The sequence below is a fragment of the Kitasatospora sp. NPDC018619 genome (genome assembly GCF_044391605.1).
GTDB lineage: Bacteria > Actinomycetota > Actinomycetes > Streptomycetales > Streptomycetaceae > Kitasatospora.
The window spans coordinates 156,639-178,454 of record NZ_JBISAI010000014.1 but is presented as its reverse complement, the minus strand read 5'-3'; the positions used below and the strand labels follow the sequence as shown (position 1 = coordinate 178,454).

Genomic DNA, 21,816 nt, shown 5'->3' with positions numbered 1-21,816 from the left:
TCCTGGCCCTCCGTCGTCCCGGCGGGGCGCGTCGAGCGGGACCTCAGGCCATGGTCTCGCCGCCGTCTATGGTGACGATCTGGCCGGTCATGTAGTTGTTCGCCATCACGAAGAGCACCCCGGCGGCCCCCTCCTCCGCGGTGCCGAAACGGCCGAGGGGCCAGGAGGCTCCGGCGGCGGCGACCGCTTCGTCGGAGTCCAACCCCGGCGTCGAGCGCAGGAGGGGCGTGTCGGTCCGGCCGAAGCGCACGCAGTTCACCCGGATCCGGGCAGGGGCGAGCTCGACGCCGACGGCCTTGGTGAGGGCCTCCACCGCGCCGGCCGCCGCCAGGCCGGCAGCCGCTCCGGGGTAGGGCTTGACCAGGACGGTCCCCGAGCTGAACGTGAGGGAGCCCCCGGCCGGAAGCCTGGTCGCTGCGACGCGGGCAGCGGTGAAGGCGGCGGGGACGCGCGCCTCGAAGGCCGAACGGAGCTCGTCCGTGGACACGTTGGCCAGGAGACCCATCCCGCTGGTGTCGCCCGCGGTGACGACCACGTGGTCGACGTTCTTCACCCTGTCGAAAGCCTCGACGAGGACCTTCTCGTCCGCGCCGTCACCGGCCACGCCCATCACGGCGTCGGGATCGTCGCTCGGTGCCGCGCTCCGCAGGCGGGCGACGGCGGCGTTCAGGCGCTCGGGGTCCCGGCCGATCAGCACGACGCGGCCGCCGACCGAGCGCAGCAGTTCTCCCACCGCCAGTCCGACACCCGAGGTCCCGCCGACCACGATGGTGGTCGTACCGGACAGGGAGCTCGGCAGCGGCGAACTGAAGGGGACGGGGGTCGCAGTGCTCACGGGATCGCCTCTCGCAGACTAAATAAACCAGTTGGTTTATTTCGCTGGCGAGCCTGCCATGACAGCGCACCGTAGTCAACCGAATGGTTTAATTGGCCTCATGACGTACGACGGCGACGACACCAGGCGACGGATCCTCGTCGCCGCCACTGCCGAGTTCGCGGAGTACGGCCTCGCCGGAGCCCGGATCGAGCGGATCGCAGCGGCCGCGAAGGCCAACAAGCAGGCCATCTACCTGTACTACGGGAACAAGGAGAGACTCTTCGCCACCGTCCTGCATGCGAAGCTCGAAGAAGCCTGCTCCTCCGTCGTGATCGAGCCGGACGCGGTAGCCGAGTCGGCGGGGGAGCTCTTCGACCTCTACCAGGAGCACCCTCAGATGCTCAGACTTCTGCTGTGGGAGGCCCTGGAGGCGGGCGACCGGCTCGACGAGTGCGAACCGGAGCGCCGTGCGGGGTTCCGGGAGAAGGTGCAGACGCTCGTGGACGGCGGCATGATGCCCCACCTCCCAGAGGATGCGCGCCTGCGTGCCGCACAGGACCTGCTGTTCACCATCATGGGTCTGATCTCGTGGAACTTCGCAGTGCCCAGAATGTGCCGGATCGTCCTGGACGAGGAGACCGATCGAGCTGCCCTGGCGCGCCGACGCGAGACAGTGATCGAAGCCGCTCGCACACTCGCCGAAACCACCGATGCGACGGCGCGGGATTCCCGAAACACGCTGGCACGCCACTAGCTGGTAGTGCTTTGTCGTGTGCTGCGCGGGGCGGGGTCTGGGCAGGGTGGGTGTTCGGCGGTTCGCCGTTGGTGTGCATCCCAGCGAACTGACGGTTTCACGCGATGAGTTGGAAGCGTTCACGGCGGAGATGTTCGCTCCACTGCAACGATCGGACCAGAGGGACAAGGGCCTGAGCTTCTGCGGGGCCTGCTGTTGGACGGGCGACGCGAGTCGATGCAGCCGATGGCCGAGCGCCTCGGGATCGACCACCAGCGCCTGCAGCAGTTCACCTCCGCCTCGACGGCCCGGCCGCCGCCGCCCGCACGGGGCGGCGGCGGTCCGGTTGCCGCATCCCGGCAAGTGAGGGCCACCGGCCGAAACGGCGCCTGGCGGTCGAGATGCCCGACGAGCTCGCCGCCTGGGAGCTCGCGCCGCCGGTGGTGGTCGCCGATGCGGGCTACGGCGGTAGCGCACGCTTCCGAGCCGCTCGGACGAGCGCGCCCTGCCGTGATCGTGCAGATCAAGGGCGTGGCCACCGCCTACCCGCTGAGCGCGGTGACCCACCAGCCGCCCTACGGCGGGCTCGGCCCCCGACCCAAGCCCCGCTACCGCACCCGGGCCGTCCCGCCGGCCGAGCACTGCTGTTCCCGTCGGCCGGCCCCGCACTGGGGTGACGTCTACGACGCCTCCCTGCTCCGCGCCCGACCGGGCTGCCCGACCACCCCAGCAGGGAGGATGTCCGCAGGGTCGTCCTCTCCACCGTCCAGGTCCGGTCGATGTGGCTCGCTGGTGCCGGGCCCGAGACCCTTCCGCCGGCCCCGTGGCACGGCATCCCGGCACTGCGTGGCATCGCTCTGATCCCCACGCCCGGGGGACCGGGGGGTGGCGTGCCCCGGACGGGCGGACGATCCGCCTGGATCCGCTGGACGGCGCCATCCGCGAGTAGCGCACCCACTGGGCCGGACTCGGCTGGAGGCCGCGCGGCAGCACGTTGTCCCGTAGTAGGGGCCGCCCCCTCCCGAGGGGGCGGCCCCTACGCCTCGCCCCTCACCTGCCGGGCGGCGGCGGCCAGGTGGTCGCGGAACCAGCGGTGGGCCGGGTCGGCCGAGGTGCGCGGGTGCCAGGCCATGCCCACCTCCAGCGGGTCGAGTCGGAGCGGGATCGGGAAGGTGCGCAGGCCGAGGGCCGCGACGGTCTCCGGCAGCCAGGCGGCCGGGGCGAGGGTGACGAGGTCGCTCTCCCGGGCCAGCAGCATCGCGCCGGTGTGGCTCGGCACCACGACGGTGACCCGGCGGCTCAGCCCGCGGTCGGCCAGCGCGGCGTCGATCGGCCCGAGCCGCTTTCCGCGCCGGGAGACGCCGATGTGCTCGGCGTCGGCGAACCGCCGGACGGTGATCCGCCCCTGGAACAGCGGATGGTCCTTCCTGGCCACCCCGACCAGGTTCGCGCGAAGGAGCGGGCGGGTGCGGACCTCCGGATCGAGGTGCCCGAGCACGCCCAACTCGACGTCCACCAGCCCCTGTCGCAGCGCCGGTCCGCCCTCCAGCGCTTCCGGCAGGAACACCACGTCGACCCCGGGCGCCTCGGCACGGACCGAGGCGACGAGCGGGCCGGCCACCCGGGCCAGCAGCAGTTCGGCCGTCTGCACGGTGAAGGTGCGCTCCAACCGCGCGGGCGCGAAGCCCGCCCCGGGCCGCAGCACGTTCTCGCAGTCGCGCAGCAACGCGCCCACCTCCTCCCGGAGTTCGAGCGCCCTCGGCGTCGGCACCATCCCCTGGCCGGCCCGCACCAGCAGCGGGTCGCCGACCGCGCGGCGCAGCCTGGCCAGCGTCCGGCTGACCGCCGCGGGCGAGGTGCCGAGACGCTCGGCGGCCCTGGTCACGCTGTTCTCCCGGAGCAGGGCGTCCAGGGCCCGCAGCAGGTTGAGGTCCACATCCGGCTCCTGAGCTGCATTTTTGCGGTAGGGACAAGTATCGGGTGCCAATCCTTGCATTGCTCCCGTCCCGCACGGCGACGAGGGTGGAGCCCGTCGAGGAAGTCCCTCCGTGCAACCCCTCCGCGAAGGAGCCCCCGTGTCACCGACTGCCCGCACCGACCGCACCGACCGCACCGGCGACGTCCTGGCCGTCGTCAGCCAGAGCGGCCCCACCGTCGTCTTCTTCGACGCCGCCACCGACCGGCTCCTCGACGCGCTCGACGTCCCGGCGGAGCCGCACGAGCTGTGCTTCGACCCGACCACGCGCCTGCTCTGGTGCACCACCGCCTACCGCTCCGGCTACTACCACGCCAACACCGGCCGCCGCACCGAACTGACCGTCATCGACGCCGACACCCGCCGGATCGTCGAGGTGGTCGACCTCTCCCCCGAACACGGCCCGCACGGACTGGCCCTGGACGCGGCCCGGCACCGCCTCTACGTCAGTGTCGAGGCCTCGGCGGACCGCCCCGGCGGCGTCGTGGTCGTCGACACCCGCACCCGCCGCCCCGTCGGCCGGATCGACACCGGTGCCCCCGGCCCCCACTGGTTCGCCGTCTCCCCGGACGGCCGCACCGGCTACGCCGCCAACAAGGAGGCCCCCTTCGTCTCGGTCGTGGACCTCGACCGCGGCGTCCTGACCGCCAGGGTCGCCGTCCCCGGCAGCGAGGGCCTCGCCGTCTCCCACGACGGCCGCCGCGCCTACGTCGCCGCGCCGTACAACGGTCCCGGGGCCGCCGCGTCGCAGGCGGGCATCCGGGTCGTCGACGCCGACACGGCCTCGGTCACCGCCGTCCTGCCCACCGAGGGCGTCGTCATGCCGGTCCACCTGACCGCCGGCGGCAGACTGCTGGCCGGCGAGCTCCGTACGGCCCCCGGCCCGGACACCGGCCTCGGACGCCAGGCACCCGGCCGGCTCACCGTGTTCTCGGCCGACACCCACCAGCGGCTCGCGTCGGTCGAGGTCGGCCGCTTCCCCCTCACCATCACCTCCTCCCCCGACGGCCGACTGGCCTACGTCTCCTCCGTCGTCTCCTCCACCGTCGACGTCGTCGACCTCGACGACGTCCGGACCGTCGCCCGTCTCACCGTCCCCAAGCTCGGCGAGCCCGGCGCCCACGGCCTCGCCTACCTCCCCCGCCCCTCCTGACCCCGACCCGGACCTGGCGGGAAGGGGGCAGGTCCCGGCGTCCTGGCCACCGGAGCGGCTGGCTCCCCGGGCTGCCCCGCCACCGGGACAACGGAGCGGCTGCGCCGGTGGGAGCGGAGAGCGTTTCACCCGTCGCAAAAGCCCGGCCGGCGCTTTCCGCCGGCCGCCGCTCCCTCAACCCGACCGGGTTGCACCGTTCGGCGGACAGACCCCGAGGGGTGCTCGCCCAGTCGTACGCCGAACACCCCGACTACCGCGAGGAGTGGCGCCCCGAGACACCTGGGCCAACGGAAGGTCCCTGAGCGTCACAAGATCAGCGTCAGGGTCGACGAAGGTCCTCAGCACGATGGAGGCCTAACAGCGGCCTTCCATGGCGTTCCTGGCGGCCGGTCGGTGCGTTCGGTCGGTGCCGTCCGCTCTCCGGGGGGTGCCCCCGTACGGCCGGGCGAGACGCAACTCTCCCCCGCCCGCGGCGGCGAGCCACTCGGCGAGGGTGTCCCCTTGCGGCCCACAGTCACCGTCTGCGTTGGCACCTGGACCACCAGCGCCGACCCCGCCGCCTTCCTGGCCGCCAACGCCGCCCCGAACCCGCTGCCCCGAACCCGCCCACCGCGCTCGCCCTCACCCACACCCCGCACCCCGCACGCCGCCGTCGCCGACCACGCCGACCGCGACGGGCGCACCGGCCTCGGCTGGCAGCTCTGGAACACCGGTGGCACGACCGTCAGCCGGCACAACGGACTGACCAACGGCTCCCGTGCCTTCGTCGCCCACACCACCGACCAACGCGCGGTCGTCGTCCTCGCCAACTCCACCCGCACCCCGGCCGAGAGGGTCGGCTTCGCCCTGGGCCCGCCGCACCCGCTTCTCCCGCTCCCTGGACCGCCTCAGGGCCGTCACCCTGCCGCCGGCCGCCGCCACCTGCTGGCTGCCGGCCCTGCGCACCGGCGAAGGGGGCCACCTCCCGGGCGTGCTGTGCGCGATCGGCGCCGGGCTGGTCGCAGCCACGGCCGCCGAGTCCCTCCGTCGCCGGCCCGCCCTGCCGCCGACCCGAGGCCGCCACCCGCGGCTGCGCGCGGTCACCTTCGCGCTGCCCGTCCTGCCGCTGGCCGTGCTGTTCTGCGCGGCTGGGGTGATCACCCTCGACCTGCCCTGAACGACGCCGGGGCGGCCGGTCCGGTCCTGGTCGGGCCGGCCGCCACGCGCCCCCACCGCCGCTGACCGCGCCGCGACGACGACCCGACCACGTCACCCGCGAACTCCGCCCGACTCGCCCCGGAGCCGCTCGACATCCGCCGGCCCCACACCCCGGACGGCGCCCGCCGACAGGCAGGACCGCTCCACGCGACGAAGCACTCAGCTGGCCTGGCCCGAACCGTCGGTCAGAGCAGCCGCGGTCAGCGTGAGGTGCTGGACCAGGACCGCGGCTGCGGTGTCGGCGTCACGGGCCAGTGCCGCCTCCTCCAGCCTGCGGTGTTCCGCGGCATCGTCCCGGTCGGGGTTGCGGTGCGCCGACCAGCGGCGGGCCAGCTCGCTCGCCGTCCACAGCCGGTCGAAGGTCTCCAGCAGTGCGCGGTTGCCGCACCCTTCCAGCAACGTGCGGTGAAAGGCCCGGTGCGCCTCGGCCCAGGCGCCGGTGTAGTACTCGCCTTCCTCCGGCACGTACGCCGGGGTGCGCACCAGACGATGGTGGGCGGCCCGCACACGGGCCTCCCAGTCGACGTCGCCGCGCTCGACGGACATGCGCAGTACGAGCGGTTCGACGGTCCGGCGAGCCTCCGCGATCTCCTGCCAGCGTCGGTCGGAGAAGGACGGGACCGCGAAACCGCGGTTGGGCAACCGGTCGGCGAGCCCCTCACCGACCGCCCGCACGAGTGCCTCGCGCACCACGGCCAGGCTCACGCCCTGCTCCTGGGCGAGGACCTGCGGCTTGAGAGGGGCACCGGGAGAGTGGTCCCCGCGCATGATCGCGTCCCGCAGGTGTGCGAAGACCTGCTCGGAGAGCATCTGCTTGCCCGGCGGGGCCGGGGAATGCGTCGTCTGAGTCACGAGCCCATCCTAGACGATCGGTCGAATAATCGATTATCCGTGTTATGGTCGATTCAGTAGTCGATCAGTACGCCAACGTCCGGAAGGAACGGCCGCTGTGCCTGTCAACGACCCCTTCGCCCGCCTCCCCCAGGCGGCCTCGTTCGCCGTCACCAGCACCACCGTCACCGACGGCGCCGCGTGGCCGCCCGCGCAGCGCTCCTCCAGCCTGCCCGGCGGGAAGGACACGTCCCCGCAGCTGTCGTGGAGCGGCGCCCCGGACGGCACCAGGAGCTATGCCGTCACCGTCTACGACCCCGACGCCCCTACCGGGTCCGGGTTCTGGCACTGGGCGGTCACCGACATCCCCGCCACCGTCGCGGAGCTCCCCGAGGACGCCGGCGACGACACCGGTTCACGACTCCCCGAAGGCGCCTACCAATTGCCCAACGACGCTCGCGTGGCGCGCTACCTCGGCGCCGCCCCGCCCGCCGGGGACGGCCCGCACCGCTACTTCGTCGTGGTGCACGCCCTCGACATCCCCGCCACAGGCATCCCGGCCGACTCCACACCGGCCGTCCTCGGCTTCACCATGGCCGGTCACACCCTCGGACGCGCCGTGTTGACCGTCACCGCCGAAACCCCCGCCTGACAACGCCGCCCGACACCCGGAGACACCACCGCCATGCACCTCGACGCCCTTCCCGACTCCACCCGCACCGGCTCCACCCGCACCGACTCCGCCCGCACCGGATACGCCCCGACCGACCTGGACGCCGTCCGTGAGGTCAGCAGCGCCGTCAGCGCCGCCCACCTGTTCATCTACCTCGTCCCCGAGAGCGCCGAGGAGGCGGCCAAGCTCGGCATGACCGACCGCGGACCGGTGTATCTGGCCTTCCGGTCGGCCGCGATGGGCGCGGTTCCGTGGCAGGTCACGCTCGCGGCCTTCTACAACTTCAGCCCGCGGGCCGTGCGGGCCATGGCGGGCGCCTGGGACGCCGCGCCGCCCGAGCGGTGGCAGGCCGCCCGCTTCCTGGCCGCCGGGCGGGCCATGCGGCGCGTCGACGTACACCTCACGGACGACCACCTTGCCGAGGCGCGCTCGCTGATCGACCCGGTCGTCGCCGGGGCCGACTACGCCGGCAAGGTGCTGGCTGCCGCGAACGCCTCGGTCCCGCTTCCGTCCGACCCTCTCGTCGCACTCTGGCAGCAGGTCACGGTGGCCCGCGAGTGGCGGGGGGACGCCCACCTCGTCGTACTCGCCGACAACGGCCTCGGGCCGTGCGACTGCCTCGTTCTGCACACCGCGACCGGCCGCCTCCCGACAGCTCTCGCGCGAGCGACCCGTCAGTGGAACGACGAAGAGTGGAGGGCGGCGACGGCGCGCCTCGTCGCGCGCGGCTGGCTCGACTCCAACGCCGTGATCACCGCCGCCGGCAGCGCGGCACGCGAGCGCATCGAAGCGGAAACGGACGAGCACTGCGCCGCACTGTGGGCGCCGATCGGCACCGCAGGTGCTCGCCGCTTCGCCTCGCTCATCGCACCGATCACCGACGCCTTCACCGCTGCAGGGACGTTTCAGGCCGTCCGCGGACCGTCCGACCTCGCGTAGCCGGTCCTCCGCCCGGGCTCTGGCCAACTGATCGAGTCCGTCAACGGCACCCCAAAGGTCAACTCGGACTCGAACAGCACGGCGGGCGCACCATCGAAGGCGTCGGTGCCCGAGTCGGCCAACGGCTGCTAGCGATGTAGCGATGACCTGCGCGATCTGGCACGACCCGACCACCGGACGGCCCATCATCGGCTCACTGGTCGCCTATGACCACTGACCGACTTCGGAACTACTCGTGAAATGAGTGAGGGCCTTCTGGCTCGGTGTGGATCGCGACATCTGCACCGGCTCCCAGCAAGGCCCTCATGCCACACCGTGACGCACTGCTGACCGAGACCGGACGCCCGCGTCCGGCCCGCTGCGTGGTCGAGGACGGCACGGGACAGAACACCCAGGCCGCCCCCGCCCTGCCCCCGCCGCCGTCACCCGCATCGGCGCCGCGAAGTGGCACGTGAAGGCGACCTGGCCGAGGCTGACCCCTGGGGGTCTCGCCTCAGAGGGGTACGGTGTCGATGTTCGATACGAGCTTTGCGTTCCCGCGTTCGCTGGAGCAGCCCGTGAGCGGCGCCCAGGGGCGGGTGGCCGTGGTCGGGGCCGGCATCGCCGGGCTGGTCTGCGCCCACGAGCTGCAGCGCCGGGGCTTCGAGGTCGCCGTGTACGAGCGGGCGAACCGGCCGGGCGGGCGGGTGCGCACCCACCGGTTCTGGGACGGCACCCACGTGGACCTCGGTGCGATGCGCATCCCGGGCAACCACCACTGCGTGCTGCACTACGTCGACCGCTTCCGGCTGGAGACCCGCCCCTTCGTCAACGCCAACCCGCGCGCCTACTACCACCTGCGCGGCCGGCGGGTCCGGGTGCAGGACGTGGCGTCGCTGTTCCCCGCGTACGAGCTGCGCCCGGCCGAGCGCCAGGCCCCCACCCCGGTGCTGGACCGGCTGCTCGGCTCGGTGTGGCGCACCCTGACCGTGGAGCAGCAGCGCCGCACCCTGGAGGGCCACTGGGACGACCCGGCGCTGGAGCGGGCCGCCTCGGTGTCGCTGTGGCAGTTCGTCCACGAGCACCTGTCGCAGGACGCCTGGGACCTCTTCGGCCACGCCAGCGGCCTCGCCCACTACGAGCAGTCCTCCCTGCTGGAGGTACTGGTCGACTACTTCGGGCTGTTCCACCGCGGCCAGGTCGAGCTGGTCGACGGCTTGGACGCGCTGATCCACGCCTTCGTCGCCTCCCTGCGCCCCGGAACGCTGCGGCTCTCCACCCAGGTCGACGAACTGGCGCTGACCGCGGACGGCGTCCGGCTGCACGGCCGGCGGCTGGGCGCCCGGCTGCACGAGGACGTCGACTACGTGGTGTGCTGCGTCCCGGCGCCCGCGCTCGACCAGATCACCGTCACCCCGGGCCTGCCGCACGCCCAGCGCTACGCCGTGCGCGGCATCAGCTACGCGAGCAGCATCAAGACCGTCCTGCACCTCACCCGCCGCCGCTGGGAGCTGGAGGACGGCATCCACGGCGGCGGCAGCTTCACCGACCTGCCGATCCAACAGTGCTGGTACCCGTCGGACAACGCGGTGCGGGCCCGGGACGGGGTCAACGGCAGCCGCGGCCCGCACTGGATCGCGCGCGACCCGGTGCGCTCGAACGAGCCGACGGCCCTGCTCGGCGCGTACCTGTGGGGCGCCAACGCCCGCCGCTTCGCCGCGCTGGAGCCCGCCGAGCGGGACGCGTTGGTGCTGGACTGTCTGGAACGGCTCCACCCGGGTATCTCGGGGGACGTGGACGACATCGTGCACTGCAACTGGGACGTGCAGAGCGGCATGGGCGGCGGCGCGTTCGCCCATCTGACGCCCGGCGAGCACAGCCGCTACCTGGGCGTGCTCGGCTCCCCGTACCCGGCGGAGCGGCCCCGGGTCTTCTTCGCCGGCGAGCACCTGTCCGGCGCCCACGCCTGGTGCCAGGGCGCGGCGCAGTCCGCCCTCGGGGCGGTGGGCGCGCTGCTCGACCGGGCCGGGCACCCGCGGGTCACCACCCGGGTGGGGGCGGTGTGACGGTCGCCTCCCCCGATCCGGCGCTGGACCCGGTGTCCGGGGGCCCGGCCCCCGCACCGGCGCTCGACCGCGCCGACCTGCTGGCCCCGTTCCGGCCGGGCCGCAGCGAGCTCGTCGGCGTCGAGGTCGAGTGCGGCCTGCTCGACCCGGCCACCGGGCTGGCCGCCCGCTACTTCGGCGAGCGCGGTGTCCTGGCCGTCCTGGAGGCGGTGCTGGAGCGGTGGGGCGGCGAGCGGCAGGAGGACGCCGGGCGGCTGACCGGGGTGCTGCTCCCGGACGGCAGCCAGATCACCCTGGAGCACGGCGGCCAGATCGAGTACTCCTCCACGCCCGCTCCGTCGGTGGCCCGGGCGGTGGACGACATGCGCGCCGCGCTGGAGCGGCTCGCCGACCTGGCCGACCGCTTCGGCCTCGCGCTGCTGCCCGGCGCCAACCTGCCCTTCGACCGGCTCGCCGACGTGCAGTGGGTGCCGATGACCAGGGGCGCCATCATGCGGGACTACTTCGCCGGCCTGGGCGAGCCCGGCAGCCGCGCCCGGTACGTGATGGCGCTGTCGCTCTCCACCCAGGTGACCCTCGACTACCTCTCCCCCGCCGACTTCGCCCGGAAGCTGCGGATGCAGATGGCCGCCGCCCCGGTGGTCTCCGCCCTGCTGGTCAACTCGCCCATCCAGGAGGGCCGTTCGGACGGCGGCCTGCTGTCCCACCGGTGCTGGGCCTGGCAGCGGATGGACCCCCGCCGCGGCGGCGTGCTGCCGCCCGCGCTGCGCCCGGACGTCACCGTCGAGTCCGTCGCCGACTGGGCGCTCGGCATCCCGCTGATCCACTACCGCACCCCGGACGGCCGCTACCACCCGGCCCCGCCCGGGCGGACCTTCGCCGACCTCCTCCGGGACGGCTACCCGGACGGCTCCCGGCCGACCCGGGCGCACTGGGCCGCCCACCTCGACCAGCTGTGGACCAACACCCGGGTCCGCCACACCCTGGAGCTGCGCGCCTCGGACGGCCCGCCGTACCCGTTCATCCCGGCCGTCCCCGCGCTCTGGGCCGGGCTCAGCTACCACCGGGCGTCCTGCGACGCCGCCTGGGAGCTGCTCGGCCGCCACACCCTGGAGGACCACCGGGCCGCGCTCGCCGAGCTGCCCTCCCGGGGCCTGGCCACCCGCCTCGGCGGCGAACCGGTCCGCCCGCTGGCGGCCGAACTGCTGCGGCTGGCCCGGGCCGGCCTCGCCGCCCGGGTCGCGGCCGGCCTCGAACCCCCGCACGTGCTCGGGTACCTGGACCCGCTGGAGGAGGTCCTCGCCACCGGACGGACCTTCGCCGAGCAGTGCCGCGAGCGCTGGGACGGCGGCCTGCACCGCGACCCGGCCCGCTACGTCGCCGCGTACCGGGTCTGAGCCCCCCACCGGGCCGCCGGGCGGACACCCCCGTGTCAGCAGTCCGTCAGCGGAGCGTCAGCGGCCCGTCAAACCGGGCCCCCGCGGCCGTGGACCGGCGGAAGCTGGACGCCACACCTGCAAGACCCGCAGGTCGCCCCGGAGGTGAGCCGCATGTCCGTCCTCGCTGCGTTCCATTCCGTCGTCCCGGACGTGCGCCGCCACGGCCACGGCCTGCGCACCGCCTGCGTGCGGGTGCTGGACCGCCTGGCCGCCAGCCCGCTCGACAGCACCGTGCTCGGCGCCGTCGGCGCGCCCCGCCCGTCCGCCCGCGCCGACGCGCTCCGCGCCCGGCGGCACCCGGTCGCCCGACCGGACGGCAGCGCCGGCTCCGACGCCACCCGGCGCCCGGGGCGCTGAGCGGGCCCGACAAGGCGCTGAGCGGGCCCGGAACGACCGTCCGGGCCCGCCTCCTCCCCCGGGCGCGGACGGCCATTCGGCGCAGTGCTCCCCCGCACCGCCCGGCCCCGGGCCGGGCCGCGCGCCTATGGTGGGCGAATGACCGACCGCCGGACCGACCGGCCCGGTGTCACCCGGGCGGGCCACCTCGTCGCCGCCGCGGCCTTCGCCGTCTGCATGGCGGGCACCACCCTGCCCACCCCGCTCTACGGCCTGTACCAGGAGGAGCTCGGCTTCTCCGAACTGACCGTCACGGTCGTGTTCGCGGTCTACGCGTTCGGGGTCATCGGCGTGCTGCTGCTGGTCGGCGACGTCTCGGACTCCGTCGGGCGCCGGCCGGTGCTGCTCTGCGGGCTGCTCTGCGCGGCCGCCAGCGCCGTGGTCTTCCTCAACGCGGACAGCGTCGCCCTGCTGTGCCTGGGCCGGCTGCTGTCCGGGTTCTCGGCGGGCCTGTTCACCGGCACCGGGACGGCGTACGTGCTGGAGCTCGCCCCGCCCGGGCAGCGGGCCCGGGCCGACTTCGTCGCGACCGCCGCCAACATGGGCGGGCTCGGCTGCGGGCCGCTGCTGTCGGGCCTGCTCGCGCAGTACGCGCCGCACCCGCTGGTCCTGCCGTTCGCCGTGCACCTGGGGCTGCTCGCCGCCTCGTTCACCCTCCTGCGGCTGCTGCCGGAGACGGTCGCCGGGGCCCGTCCGCTGCGCACCGCCCGGCCGGTCCGGCCGACCCTGCCCCCGGAGGTCCGCCGGGTGTTCGCGCCGGCCGCGATCGCCGCCTTCGCGGGCTTCTCCCTGCTGGGCCTGTTCACGTCCGTCAGCCCGGCCTTCCTCACCACCGTCCTGGCCGTCCACAACCGCGCGGTGATCGGCCTGGTCGTCTTCACGGCCTTCTTCGCCTCGACCCTCGGCCAGCTCCTCGTGCCCCGGCTCGGCACTGCCCGGGCGATCCCGCTGGGCTGCCTGGTGCTGATCGCCGGGCTGGCCCTGCTGGCCGCCTCGCTCGCCGGGGAGAGCCTGCCGCCGCTGGTGCTCAGCGCCCTGGTGGGCGGCGCCGGGCAGGGCATCGCCCTGCGCGGGGCGGTCGGCGAGGTGGCCTCGGCCGCCCCCGCCGAGCACCGCGGCGGCGCCCTGTCGGCGCTCTTCGTGGTGGCCTACTTCGGCATCTCCGTCCCGGTCATCGGGGTCGGCCTGCTCACCGGGCCGCTCGGTCTGACCCACGCGGGCCTGGTCTTCGCCGGCTGCATGGCGGTGCTCGCCGCCGCCTCCGGCCTCCACCTGCTGCGCCGGCAGCGCACCGCGCCCTGAGCACCGCCCGGCGCCCCCGTCCGGCGCCCCGCGCCACCGCCCGCGCCCACCGCCCGCGCCCACCGTGCGCCACCCGCGCGTGCCCGCCGCCTCCCGCCGGTCCGCGTTTGCCCCCCGGGCCGGTCACCGGTACATACGGACACGACACCCTGCGTGACACCCGGAGGTCTTCCCCATGAGCGTGACGAGTCGGTACCTGGACGCCTGGGAGGGCTTCTGGCGCGAGGCGCCCGAGGCACCGGGCTCGGTGATCTGGGACGCGCCCCCGGCCCTCAGCGCCGAGCACCACCTCGCCCTGCTCCGCCCCCACCTGGCCGACACCGCCCTGCCCGTCGTCGACCTCGGCTGCGGCAACGGCACCCAGACGCGCTTCCTCGCCGAGCACTTCCCGCGCGCCCTCGGGGTCGACCTGTCCGCCGCCGCACTGGAGCTGGCCCGCCGCGACGACCCGGCCGGGCGGGCCCGGTACCTCCGACTGGACGCCACCGACGCCACGGCCGTCCGAGGCCTCCACGACCGCCTCGGGGACGCCAACGTGTACGTGCGCGGGGTGATCCACCAGAGCGAGCCCGCCGACCGCCAGCGGGTGGTGGAGGCCGTCCGCATCCTGCTCGGGGCCCGCGGCCGGGCCTTCGTGTTCGAGCTCTCCCACGCCGCCAAGGGCGTGCTGGGCGAACTCGCCCACGGCCCGGACGGCCCGCCGCCGAAGCTGCGCCCGGTGCTCTCGCACGGGCTGACGCCCGCCGAGGTCGCCGACGCCGTCTTCCCCGAACTGTTCCGCGCGGCCGGCCTCGACGTCCTCGCCACCGGCGAACTGCCGCTGGCCACCACCGAGCGGGCCCCCGACGGCACCCGGATCGAGCTGCCCGCGCACTGGCTGGTCGCCGGTCCGGCCGGTTCCGCTCCGGCCGGTTCCGCTCCGGCCTGAGCCGGGCCCTGACCCGGCCCGAGTGCGGGCAGCTCGATCCGGTCCCGGCCCGGGCGCGGCGGCGGCCCGCACCGGGCGCGCGTCGGGTTTCGGCCATCCCTCCCGGTCCGGCCGTTCCGGGGCGGCCCACGCCAACCGCCCGCCCGCCGACGGCGGTCTCCGCTGGTCACCGCCGACCGGCCGGTGGCCGCCCGGCGCTCCCGCGACGGCCCTCCGCCGGCGGGCGGTTGGCGCGTTCGCGGGGCCGGAGCACCGAGGGCGTCCGAACCCCGGGGCCGCCGTGTTCTGATTCCCCGCATGGGATCTTCCACCGCCGAGGAGTCGTCCGTCCCCGCGGAACCCGGCCCGCCCACACCTGCGACCCAGGCACCGGCGCCGGACCCCGTACCCCTGCGCCGGAACCGTCCGCTGCTGCTGCTCGTCGCCGAGCAGACCAGCAGCTCCGTGGGGCGTCAGGTCACCGCGCTGGCGCTGCCGCTGCTGGCCATCGCCCACCTGCGGGCCGGACCGCTGGGCGCCTCGGCGCTCCTCGCGATGACCTACCTGCCCGGCGTCCTGCTCAGCCCGCTGGTCGGCGTCGCCGTCGACCGGGCGCGGCTGCGGCGGATGCTGGTCGCGGTGGCCTGGCTCCAGGTCCCCGCCGTCGGCAGCGTGCCGCTCGCGGCCGCGCTGGACGCCCTGACCTGGCCGCACCTGTTCGCCGCGGCCGCCGCCTCCGGGGCGCTCGGCTCCGCCCAGGGCGTCGCGTTGCAGTCCTGCCTGCCCCGGGTGGTCCCGCCGGAGCGCCTGCTGCCCGCCAACTCCTCGCTCACCGGCGCCCGCACCGTCGGCCTGATCGGCGGCCCGGCGCTCGGCGGCCTGCTGATCGGCCTGGTCGGCCCCGCCCCGGCGCTGCTCGTCGAGTGCGCCGCCTACCTCGTCGGCGGGGCCCTGTTCCTCGCGCTGCCCGCCGCGCTAAACCGCCCCGCCCAGGAGCCGGGCCGCGGCGCGCGCCCCCGCCTCGAAGCCCTGCGGGAGGGCCTCGCGGTCATCCGGCGCGAGACCCTGCTGCGCCGCCAGGCCCTGGCCGCGGCCGGGCTCAACCTCGGCGGCGGGGCCGGCGGCGGCCTGTTCGTCCTCTACGCCGACCGGGAGCTTCGGCTCCCCCCGTGGCAGCTCGGCACGGTCTACGCCGCGTACGCCGTCGGCACGGGCGCCGGCGTGCTGGCCGCGACCGCCGTCACCCGGGCCCTGGGCATGGGCCGCACCATCCGGCTGTGCGCCGTGGGCGCCGGGGCCGCCCTCTTCCTGATCCCGGCGGCCTCGCTGGGGCTGTCCTTCCCCGTGCTGGTCCTGTACCAGCTGCTGTTCGGACCGCTCGCCACCGTCTGGTCGATCGCCATGACCACCGGCCGCCAACTCGTGACCCCCGCACACCTGTTGGGGCGCGTCAACGCCTTCCTCCAGGCCGTGCTGACCGCCACCCTGCCGGTCGGGGCCGTCCTCGGCGGGTGGCTCGCCTCCCGGGTCGGCATCGTGCCGGTCCTGGTCGGGGCGGCGGCCGTCGCCCTGGCGGGCGCGAGCAGCCTGTGGTTCCCGCGCGACGTCCTCGCCGGGATCGAACGGGCCGCGCGGCAGCGGACGGCCTGAATCCGCCCCGCGCCACCCCGCGCCGGCGAGTCGCCGGGCCGGCCGGCGCGAGCGCATCCTGGAGGGGAACCACACCCCCTCGCAGGGAGGAGGCGCCATGGCCGTCCGGCGCGTCGGCCTCGTGGTGCACAAGGGGCGCCCCGAGGCCGTGGCGGCTTCGGGGCTGGTCCGGGCCTGGTGCGCGGAGCACGGCGTGCCGTGCACCGAGATCGACGTGTGGACGGCCGGGGTGCAGCGGCGGGGCTCCGGCGAGGAGATGGCCGCGGCCGGGGATCCGGACCTCATCGTCGCCCTGGGCGGTGACGGCACCTTCCTGCGCGGCGCCCGGTTGGCCGGGCACAGCGGCTCCCTGCTGCTGGGCATCGACTTCGGGCACCTCGGGTTCCTCACCGAGGTGCCCGCCCAGGACGTGCTCCAGGCCCTGGACGCCGTCCAGGAGTCCCGCACCACCGTCGAGGAGCGGATGCTGCTCACGATGCGGGCCTCCCGGCCGCTCTCCCCGACCGAGGAGGTCGACCCGCAGCACCGGTACGGCCGCCGGCCGACGCTGCCCCCGCCGCCGGTGCGGCCGGGGTGCGAGGCCGGCGGGGGCTGGGGGGTGGCGCTCGACGTACTCGCGCTGAACGACGTCGTCGTGGAGAAGTTCGCCCGGGACGGCCGGGTCGCCGCCGCGGTCTACTTCGCCGGGCGGCTGCTGGCCGGCTACGCCGGCGACGCGCTGCTGGTGGCGACGCCGACCGGCTCGACGGCGTACAGCTTCGCCGCGGGCGGGCCGGTGGTCTCGCCCCGGGCCGAGGCGCTCGTCTTCACACCCGTCGCGGCGCACATGGTCTTCGGGCGCTCCGTCCTCGCCGCGCCCGACGAGCCGATCGCCCTGCGGCTGCTGCCGACCTCGGGCAACGCGGCGGTCAGCGTGGACGGCCAGCTCCGCGGCGTGCTGGAGCCCGGCGACTGGATCGGGGTCTACGCCGCACCGACCAGGCTGCGGGTGGTGCGGCTGGGGCCGACCGACTTCTACGGGCGGCTGCGCCGGCGGATGCGGCTGACCGACGCGCCCGCGACCGCCTCCGACGGGGAGGTGCCGCCGACCTGGCCGCTGACCGCGCCGCCGCCGCACGACCTGGAGCACCTGAACCTGCCCGCGCTCCGGCCGGGCCGCCACCTCCCGACCACGGCCCAGCCGTCCGACGAGGCCTCCTGACCGGCCCGGCGGTCGACGGAACGTCCGTTCCGCCCACGGGAACGCCCGTTCCGTGCCCGGAGATGCTCGTTCCGCCCCCGGAGACATCCGTTCCGCGCCCGGAGGCACTCGTTCCGTACCCGGGCCCCGGGCCCGGCGGTGCTCAGGCCCGGCCGAGGACCCGGTCGACGGCGATCTCCAGGACCACCCGCTCCGGGTTGACCCGCGGCTCGCGGTAGCGCTCGGCGTAGCGGCGCTCCGCCTCGGCGACCTGCTCGGGCTCCGCGCGGACGACCGCCACGCCCTCCAGCGTCGACCAGCGGGCCCGGTCCACCTGGCAGACCGCGACGCGCAGGCCGCCGGGCCCGGCCGCGGCGACGTTGCGGGCCTTGCGGCTGGTGCGGCTGGTGATCACCCGCGCCGTCCCGGTCTCCGCCTGGTACGTCACACCGACCGGCACCACGTGCGGCGTGCCGTCCGGGCGGATGGTGGTCAGCGTGGCGACGTGCCGCTCCCGCCAGAAGGCGAGGAGGGACTCGTCGAGGTCGCGCGGGTCGTGGGCCATGCCCGTGATCGTACGGCCCCCGCGGAACGGTCGTTCCCCGGGGGCCGTCCGGGCCGGGCTCAGTGCCCGCGCGCGATCCACTCCGGCAGGGCCGGGGCCTCGGCGCCGATGGTGGTCGGGTCGCCGTGGCCGGTGCGCACCACGGTCTCGGCCGGGAGCGTCAGCAGCCGCTCGCGGATCGAGTCGACGATCGTCGGGAAGTGCGAGAACGACCGGCCGGTCGCCCCGGGCCCGCCCTGGAACAGGGTGTCACCGGTGAAGACGGTGCCCAGCTCCGGCGCGTACAGGCAGACCGCGCCCGGCGCGTGGCCGGGGGTGTGCAGCACCGTCAGCCCGGTGCCCGCCACCTCGATCCGCTGGCCGTCGGCCAGTTCGCCGTCCGGCAGCCGGTCGGGGTGGGTCAGCTTCCACAGCGGCAGGTCGTCGGGGTGCAGCAGGATCGGCGCACCGGTGCGGGCGGCGAGGGCCGGGGCCGCGTCGATGTGGTCGTTGTGCGCGTGGGTGGAGACGATCGCCAGCAGCCGGCGGCCGCCGAGCGCGGCCTCGATGGCCCCGGCGTCGTGGGCGGCGTCGATCACCACCGCCTCCTCGTCGTTCCCGACGATCCAGACGTTGTTCTCCACCTCCCAGCTGCCGCCGTCGAGGTCGAAGGTCCCGGCGGTCACCAGCCGGTCGATGCGTGCCCCCGGGTGCCCGCTCACAGGACCACCACCGAACGCAGGACGTCGCCCTGGTGCATGCGCTCGAAGGCCTGCTCCACGGCGTCGAGCCCGATGGTCTCGGTGACGAAGGCGCCGAGGTCCAGCCGGCCCTGGAGGTGGAGGTCGACGAGCATCGGGAAGTCCCGCGAGGGCAGGCAGTCGCCGTACCAGGAGGACTTCAGCGCGCCGCCGCGGCCGAAGACGTCGAGCAGCGGCAGCTCCAGCGTCATCTCCGGCGTCGGCACGCCGACCAGGACGACGGTGCCGGCCAGGTCGCGGGCGTAGAAGGCCTGCCGGTAGGTCTCCGGCCGGCCGACCGCCTCGACGACCACGTCCGCGCCGTTGCCGTCGGTCAGCGCGCGGATGGCCTCGACCGGGTCGGTGGTACGGGAGTTGACGGTGTGGGTGGCGCCCAGCTTCCGGGCGGTCTCCAGCTTGCGGTCGTCGATGTCCACCGCGATGATCTTCGACGCTCCCGCCAGCCGGGAGCCCATCACGGCCGCCCCGCCGACGCCGCCGCAGCCGATGACCGCGACCGAGTCGCCCCGGCCGACGTTGCCGGTGTTGATCGCGGCGCCGAGGCCCGCCATGACGCCGCAGCCCAGCAGGCCCGCGACGGCCGGCTCGGCTGCCGGGTCCACCTTGGTGCACTGGCCGGCCGCGACGAGGGTCTTCTCGGCGAACGCGCCGATGCCCAGCGCCGGGGACAGCTCGGTGCCGTCCAGCAGCGTCATCTTCTGCCGGGCGTTGTGGGTGTCGAAGCAGTACTGCGGGCGCCCCCGCTTGCACGCGCGGCACTGGCCGCACACCGCGCGCCAGTTGAGGACCACGAAGTCGCCGGGCTCGACCTCGGTGACGCCCTCGCCGACCGTCTCCACGATGCCCGCGGCCTCGTGGCCCAACAGGAACGGGAACTCGTCGTTGATGCCGCCCTCCCGGTAGTGCAGGTCGGTGTGGCAGACGCCGCACGCCTGGATCCGGACCACCGCCTCGCCCGGGCCGGGATCCGGCACCACGATCGTGGCCACCTCCACGGGCGCGCCCTTGGCGCGCGCGATGACTGCCTTGACCTGCTGGGGCATCCGATTCCACCTCCGTCTGCCGGTGCCGCTCCGCACCGGCGTGACCTGCGACGAACGACTGCACGACGAGTTGCCCACGAAGCGTATCGCCCGCCCGGCCGCCCTCCGGAGGAGCGCCCGGGGCGATCCGCCGCGAGGGCGTGTGATAGGGCCCACCGCACGTGCTGACGGCATATTCCCGGCCATCGCGGCAGCTCACGACCTCTCACGTGGCACGTGCCGGCCGGGTACCCGTCGCGGGCCCGGCGACAGCACGGCGCGGCCGTGGCGGTGGGAGCGCACGAGTGGCGCTGAGCGCCTGTCAATGCGCCTCGAAGTGCCCGGAAAGCACCGGCGTTGGCTGGAACTGCCGCAGACGGGCGCCCGGCCAGCCACGTACGGTCGTAGCCGAGACGGTCCGCGCGACCACGCTCAGCACACCCGCCCCACCCGACGGCGCGCGACCCCGCGCCGTCCGCGCCGGATGCGCACCGACCGTGCGCCCTCGCACATTTCGCGCCACACCCCCCGTAGGAGCCCGACCGTCCCCCGGCCCGAGTCGAGCCGCCAGCCGGCCGCACCACCCGTCCCCCGCGCCAATCCCCGGATCCACCCCCCGTCGGGTCGCGTCCCGCGGCCCCCGTCCTGGAGTCTGGAGTACGGATGTCCACCGAGAACAGTGCGACCAGCGTCGGCACCGCCCCGCTCCCCCCGCTGCACTGCATGCGCCTGCTCGAGCCCGGCCCGCCCCGGCTCGCGGCGCTGCCCACCGGCACCCCGGTCTGGCTGGTCAGCCGGCACGCCGACGTGCGCCAGGTGCTGACCGACCCGCGGCTGGGCCGCGCCCCGCTCTACGCGCCGGACGCCCCGCCGATCACGGTCACGCCCAACATCCTGGACGACCCGCAGAGCATGCTGAACATCGACGGCACCGAGCACCAGCGGCTGCGCCGCACCGTGCAGCGGGCCTTCACCCCGCGCGCGATCGAACGGTGGCGGCCTTGGGTGGCCTCGGTGGTCGAGTCGCTGATCGACGAACTGATCGACCACGGCTCCCCCGCCGACATCATCGCCGGCTACTCCCGCCCGCTGCCCGTCGCCGTGATCAGCCGCCTGATGGGCCTGGACAACCTGGACGGCAAGCGGCTCGCGCACTGGAGCGACCACGCGCTCTCCACCACCGCCTACAGCGCCGAGGCGATCGTCACCGCGATGAGCGAGTTCGCCGCCTTCGGCGCCGAGGTGATCGCCGAGCGCCGGGCCGCCCCCGGCGAGGACCTGGTCAGCGGCCTGCTCACGGCCGCCGCCGAGGACGGCTCGATCACCGAGGGCCAGCTGGTCGCGCTGGTCATCGGGCTGGTCGTGGCCGGCCACGAGACCACCATGACGACCCTCGGCAACGCCCTGGTCTACCTGCTCCAGGACGGCCGCGAGGCCTGGCAGCGGCTCGCCTCCGACGAGGCCAGCGCCGCCGCCGCGACCGAGCAGCTGCTGCGTGCCGTCCCGCTCGGGGACCGCCAGGAGCACATGCCCGGGCTGATGCGCCGCACCGTCGAGGACGTCGAGATCGGCGGGGTGGTCATCCCGGCCGGCAGCGTGGTCGCCGCCGACGCCGCCGCCGCCAACCACGACCCGGAGGCCTTCACCGGGGACCTGCGCACCGAGCTGTTCTCCCCGCTGGCCGCCCCCACGCTCACCTTCGGCGCCGGGCCGCACCACTGCCTGGGCGCCTGGCTGGCCCGGATGGAGCTGGAGCTCGCCCTGCACCGGCTGGCCCGCCGGCTGCCCGCCCTGCGGCTGGCCGACCCGGTCGACCGGATCGACTGGCGGCGCGGCCTGCTCACCCGCAGCCCGAACACCCTGCGGGTGGTCTGGTGACGGGCCGCGCGGCCACCGAGCCGGTGGTCGTCCGGGTCGACCGCGACCGCTGCATCGGCTCCGGGATGTGCGCCCTGAGCGCCCCCGACTCGCTGGCCCTCGGTGCCGACGGGCTGGCCGCTCCGCTGGCCGGGTACGCGGACGGCGGCGCGGAGTTGACGGACGGGCTGAGCGAGGCGGTCGGCTACTGCCCGGTGGAGGCGCTCAGCCTCCACTCGGCCCGCGGCGGCCACCGGATCGCCCCCGCGGACTGACCCTCCCCGGGTGGTGGCCCCCCCGGCCCGGGGGGGCGGGGCCCCCCCCCCGGCCCCCCCGGGGGGCCCCCCGCCCCCGGGGGCCCCCCGGGCGCCCCCCGGGGCGGCCGACCCCAGAGC

At 75.2% G+C, this 21,816-nt stretch carries 20 protein-coding genes and 3 pseudogenes; 17 read left to right on the top strand and 6 right to left on the bottom strand.

The features are described 5' to 3' along the window. Positions 1 to 43: 43 nt before the first annotated feature. Positions 44 to 835: an SDR family oxidoreductase gene (locus ACH5AR_RS23225; protein WP_396303378.1), complete on the bottom strand. Its 792-nt coding sequence runs from the start codon at positions 833 to 835 to the stop codon at positions 44 to 46. A 100-nt stretch (positions 836 to 935) separates the two neighbouring features. Here ACH5AR_RS23225 and ACH5AR_RS23220 point away from each other — a divergent pair, with 100 nt between their 5' ends. From ACH5AR_RS23220 to ACH5AR_RS23210, 3 genes and pseudogenes are all read left to right on the top strand, one after another. Next, positions 936 to 1,571 carry a TetR family transcriptional regulator gene (locus ACH5AR_RS23220; RefSeq protein ID WP_396303377.1) on the top strand — a complete coding sequence of 212 codons (636 nt, stop codon included), beginning with the start codon at positions 936 to 938 and terminating at the stop codon, positions 1,569 to 1,571. A 150-nt stretch (positions 1,572 to 1,721) separates the two neighbouring features. Continuing rightward, positions 1,722 to 1,844: pseudogene (locus ACH5AR_RS23215) on the top strand (transposase); the annotation flags it as partial. Positions 1,845 to 1,868: 24 nt separating this feature from the next. Continuing rightward, a pseudogene (locus tag ACH5AR_RS23210) lies at positions 1,869 to 2,227 on the top strand (transposase); the annotation flags it as partial. Between the two features lie 359 nt (positions 2,228 to 2,586). Here the strand turns inward: ACH5AR_RS23210 and ACH5AR_RS23205 are convergent. After that, on the bottom strand, positions 2,587 to 3,486 hold the full coding sequence (locus tag ACH5AR_RS23205) for a LysR family transcriptional regulator (protein ID WP_396303376.1): 900 nt from the start codon (positions 3,484 to 3,486) through the stop codon (positions 2,587 to 2,589). Positions 3,487 to 3,625: 139 nt separating this feature from the next. On the opposite strand from ACH5AR_RS23205, the gene ACH5AR_RS23200 reads away from it, so the two are divergent. Together ACH5AR_RS23200 and ACH5AR_RS23195 are read left to right on the top strand one after the other, a co-directional pair. After that, the gene (locus tag ACH5AR_RS23200; RefSeq protein WP_396303375.1) at positions 3,626 to 4,678 is read left to right on the top strand and encodes a YncE family protein; all 1,053 of its coding nucleotides are present in this window, start codon (positions 3,626 to 3,628) and stop codon (positions 4,676 to 4,678) included. A 757-nt stretch (positions 4,679 to 5,435) separates the two neighbouring features. Next, entirely contained in the window at positions 5,436 to 5,834 is a 399-nt protein-coding gene (locus tag ACH5AR_RS23195; RefSeq protein WP_396303374.1) for a hypothetical protein, read from the top strand. A gap of 200 nt (positions 5,835 to 6,034) precedes the next feature. Here ACH5AR_RS23195 and ACH5AR_RS23190 read toward each other — a convergent pair whose 3' ends face one another. Beyond that, entirely contained in the window at positions 6,035 to 6,727 is a 693-nt protein-coding gene (locus ACH5AR_RS23190) for a GntR family transcriptional regulator (protein WP_396303373.1), read from the bottom strand. Between the two features lie 97 nt (positions 6,728 to 6,824). Between ACH5AR_RS23190 and ACH5AR_RS23185 the strand changes: the two genes are divergently transcribed. From ACH5AR_RS23185 to ACH5AR_RS23140, 10 genes and pseudogenes are all read left to right on the top strand, one after another. Continuing rightward, positions 6,825 to 7,358 (top strand): YbhB/YbcL family Raf kinase inhibitor-like protein, encoded by a 534-nt coding sequence (locus ACH5AR_RS23185; protein WP_396303372.1) that lies wholly within the window; start codon positions 6,825 to 6,827, stop codon positions 7,356 to 7,358. A gap of 33 nt (positions 7,359 to 7,391) precedes the next feature. Further along, positions 7,392 to 8,318 (top strand): hypothetical protein, encoded by a 927-nt coding sequence (locus ACH5AR_RS23180; RefSeq protein ID WP_396303371.1) that lies wholly within the window; start codon positions 7,392 to 7,394, stop codon positions 8,316 to 8,318. A gap of 53 nt (positions 8,319 to 8,371) precedes the next feature. Further along, positions 8,372 to 8,535: pseudogene (locus tag ACH5AR_RS23175) on the top strand (IS982 family transposase); the annotation flags it as partial. 340 nt (positions 8,536 to 8,875) lie between these two features. Then, positions 8,876 to 10,363: a flavin monoamine oxidase family protein gene (locus ACH5AR_RS23170; protein ID WP_396303370.1), complete on the top strand. Its 1,488-nt coding sequence runs from the start codon at positions 8,876 to 8,878 to the stop codon at positions 10,361 to 10,363. Then, positions 10,360 to 11,760 carry a glutamate-cysteine ligase family protein gene (locus ACH5AR_RS23165; protein WP_396303369.1) on the top strand — a complete coding sequence of 467 codons (1,401 nt, stop codon included), beginning with the start codon at positions 10,360 to 10,362 and terminating at the stop codon, positions 11,758 to 11,760. The genes ACH5AR_RS23170 and ACH5AR_RS23165 overlap by 4 nt, the downstream gene beginning before the upstream one ends. A 153-nt stretch (positions 11,761 to 11,913) precedes the next feature. Beyond that, positions 11,914 to 12,159, top strand: a complete 246-nt coding sequence (locus ACH5AR_RS23160) for a hypothetical protein (protein ID WP_396303368.1) — start codon at positions 11,914 to 11,916, stop codon at positions 12,157 to 12,159. Positions 12,160 to 12,297: 138 nt separating this feature from the next. Next, entirely contained in the window at positions 12,298 to 13,500 is a 1,203-nt protein-coding gene (locus ACH5AR_RS23155) for an MFS transporter (protein ID WP_396303367.1), read from the top strand. A gap of 175 nt (positions 13,501 to 13,675) precedes the next feature. Next, positions 13,676 to 14,428: a class I SAM-dependent methyltransferase gene (locus tag ACH5AR_RS23150; protein WP_396303366.1), complete on the top strand. Its 753-nt coding sequence runs from the start codon at positions 13,676 to 13,678 to the stop codon at positions 14,426 to 14,428. 297 nt (positions 14,429 to 14,725) lie between these two features. Beyond that, entirely contained in the window at positions 14,726 to 16,057 is a 1,332-nt protein-coding gene (locus ACH5AR_RS23145) for an MFS transporter (RefSeq protein ID WP_396303365.1), read from the top strand. Positions 16,058 to 16,154: 97 nt separating this feature from the next. Further along, positions 16,155 to 17,258, top strand: coding sequence for an NAD(+)/NADH kinase (locus ACH5AR_RS23140; RefSeq protein ID WP_396303364.1), 1,104 nt, complete (start codon positions 16,155 to 16,157; stop codon positions 17,256 to 17,258). Between the two features lie 142 nt (positions 17,259 to 17,400). On the opposite strand, the gene ACH5AR_RS23135 is transcribed toward ACH5AR_RS23140, so the two are convergent. Genes ACH5AR_RS23135 through ACH5AR_RS23125 form a run of 3 tightly spaced genes read right to left on the bottom strand, consistent with a single transcriptional unit; the run spans position 17,401 to position 19,585 of the window. Then, the gene (locus ACH5AR_RS23135) at positions 17,401 to 17,802 is read right to left on the bottom strand and encodes a pyridoxamine 5'-phosphate oxidase family protein (protein WP_396303363.1); all 402 of its coding nucleotides are present in this window, start codon (positions 17,800 to 17,802) and stop codon (positions 17,401 to 17,403) included. Positions 17,803 to 17,861: 59 nt separating this feature from the next. Further along, entirely contained in the window at positions 17,862 to 18,503 is a 642-nt protein-coding gene (locus ACH5AR_RS23130; protein WP_396303362.1) for an MBL fold metallo-hydrolase, read from the bottom strand. Beyond that, positions 18,500 to 19,585: an S-(hydroxymethyl)mycothiol dehydrogenase gene (locus ACH5AR_RS23125; RefSeq protein ID WP_396303361.1), complete on the bottom strand. Its 1,086-nt coding sequence runs from the start codon at positions 19,583 to 19,585 to the stop codon at positions 18,500 to 18,502. Before ACH5AR_RS23125 ends, ACH5AR_RS23130 begins: the two co-directional genes overlap by 4 nt. Positions 19,586 to 20,227: 642 nt before the next feature. Between ACH5AR_RS23125 and ACH5AR_RS23120 the strand changes: the two genes are divergently transcribed. Both ACH5AR_RS23120 and ACH5AR_RS23115 read left to right on the top strand, forming a co-directional pair. Then, the gene (locus ACH5AR_RS23120; RefSeq protein WP_396303360.1) at positions 20,228 to 21,442 is read left to right on the top strand and encodes a cytochrome P450; all 1,215 of its coding nucleotides are present in this window, start codon (positions 20,228 to 20,230) and stop codon (positions 21,440 to 21,442) included. Continuing rightward, positions 21,439 to 21,696, top strand: coding sequence for a ferredoxin (locus ACH5AR_RS23115; protein WP_396303359.1), 258 nt, complete (start codon positions 21,439 to 21,441; stop codon positions 21,694 to 21,696). Before ACH5AR_RS23120 ends, ACH5AR_RS23115 begins: the two co-directional genes overlap by 4 nt. Positions 21,697 to 21,816: the final 120 nt, after the last annotated feature.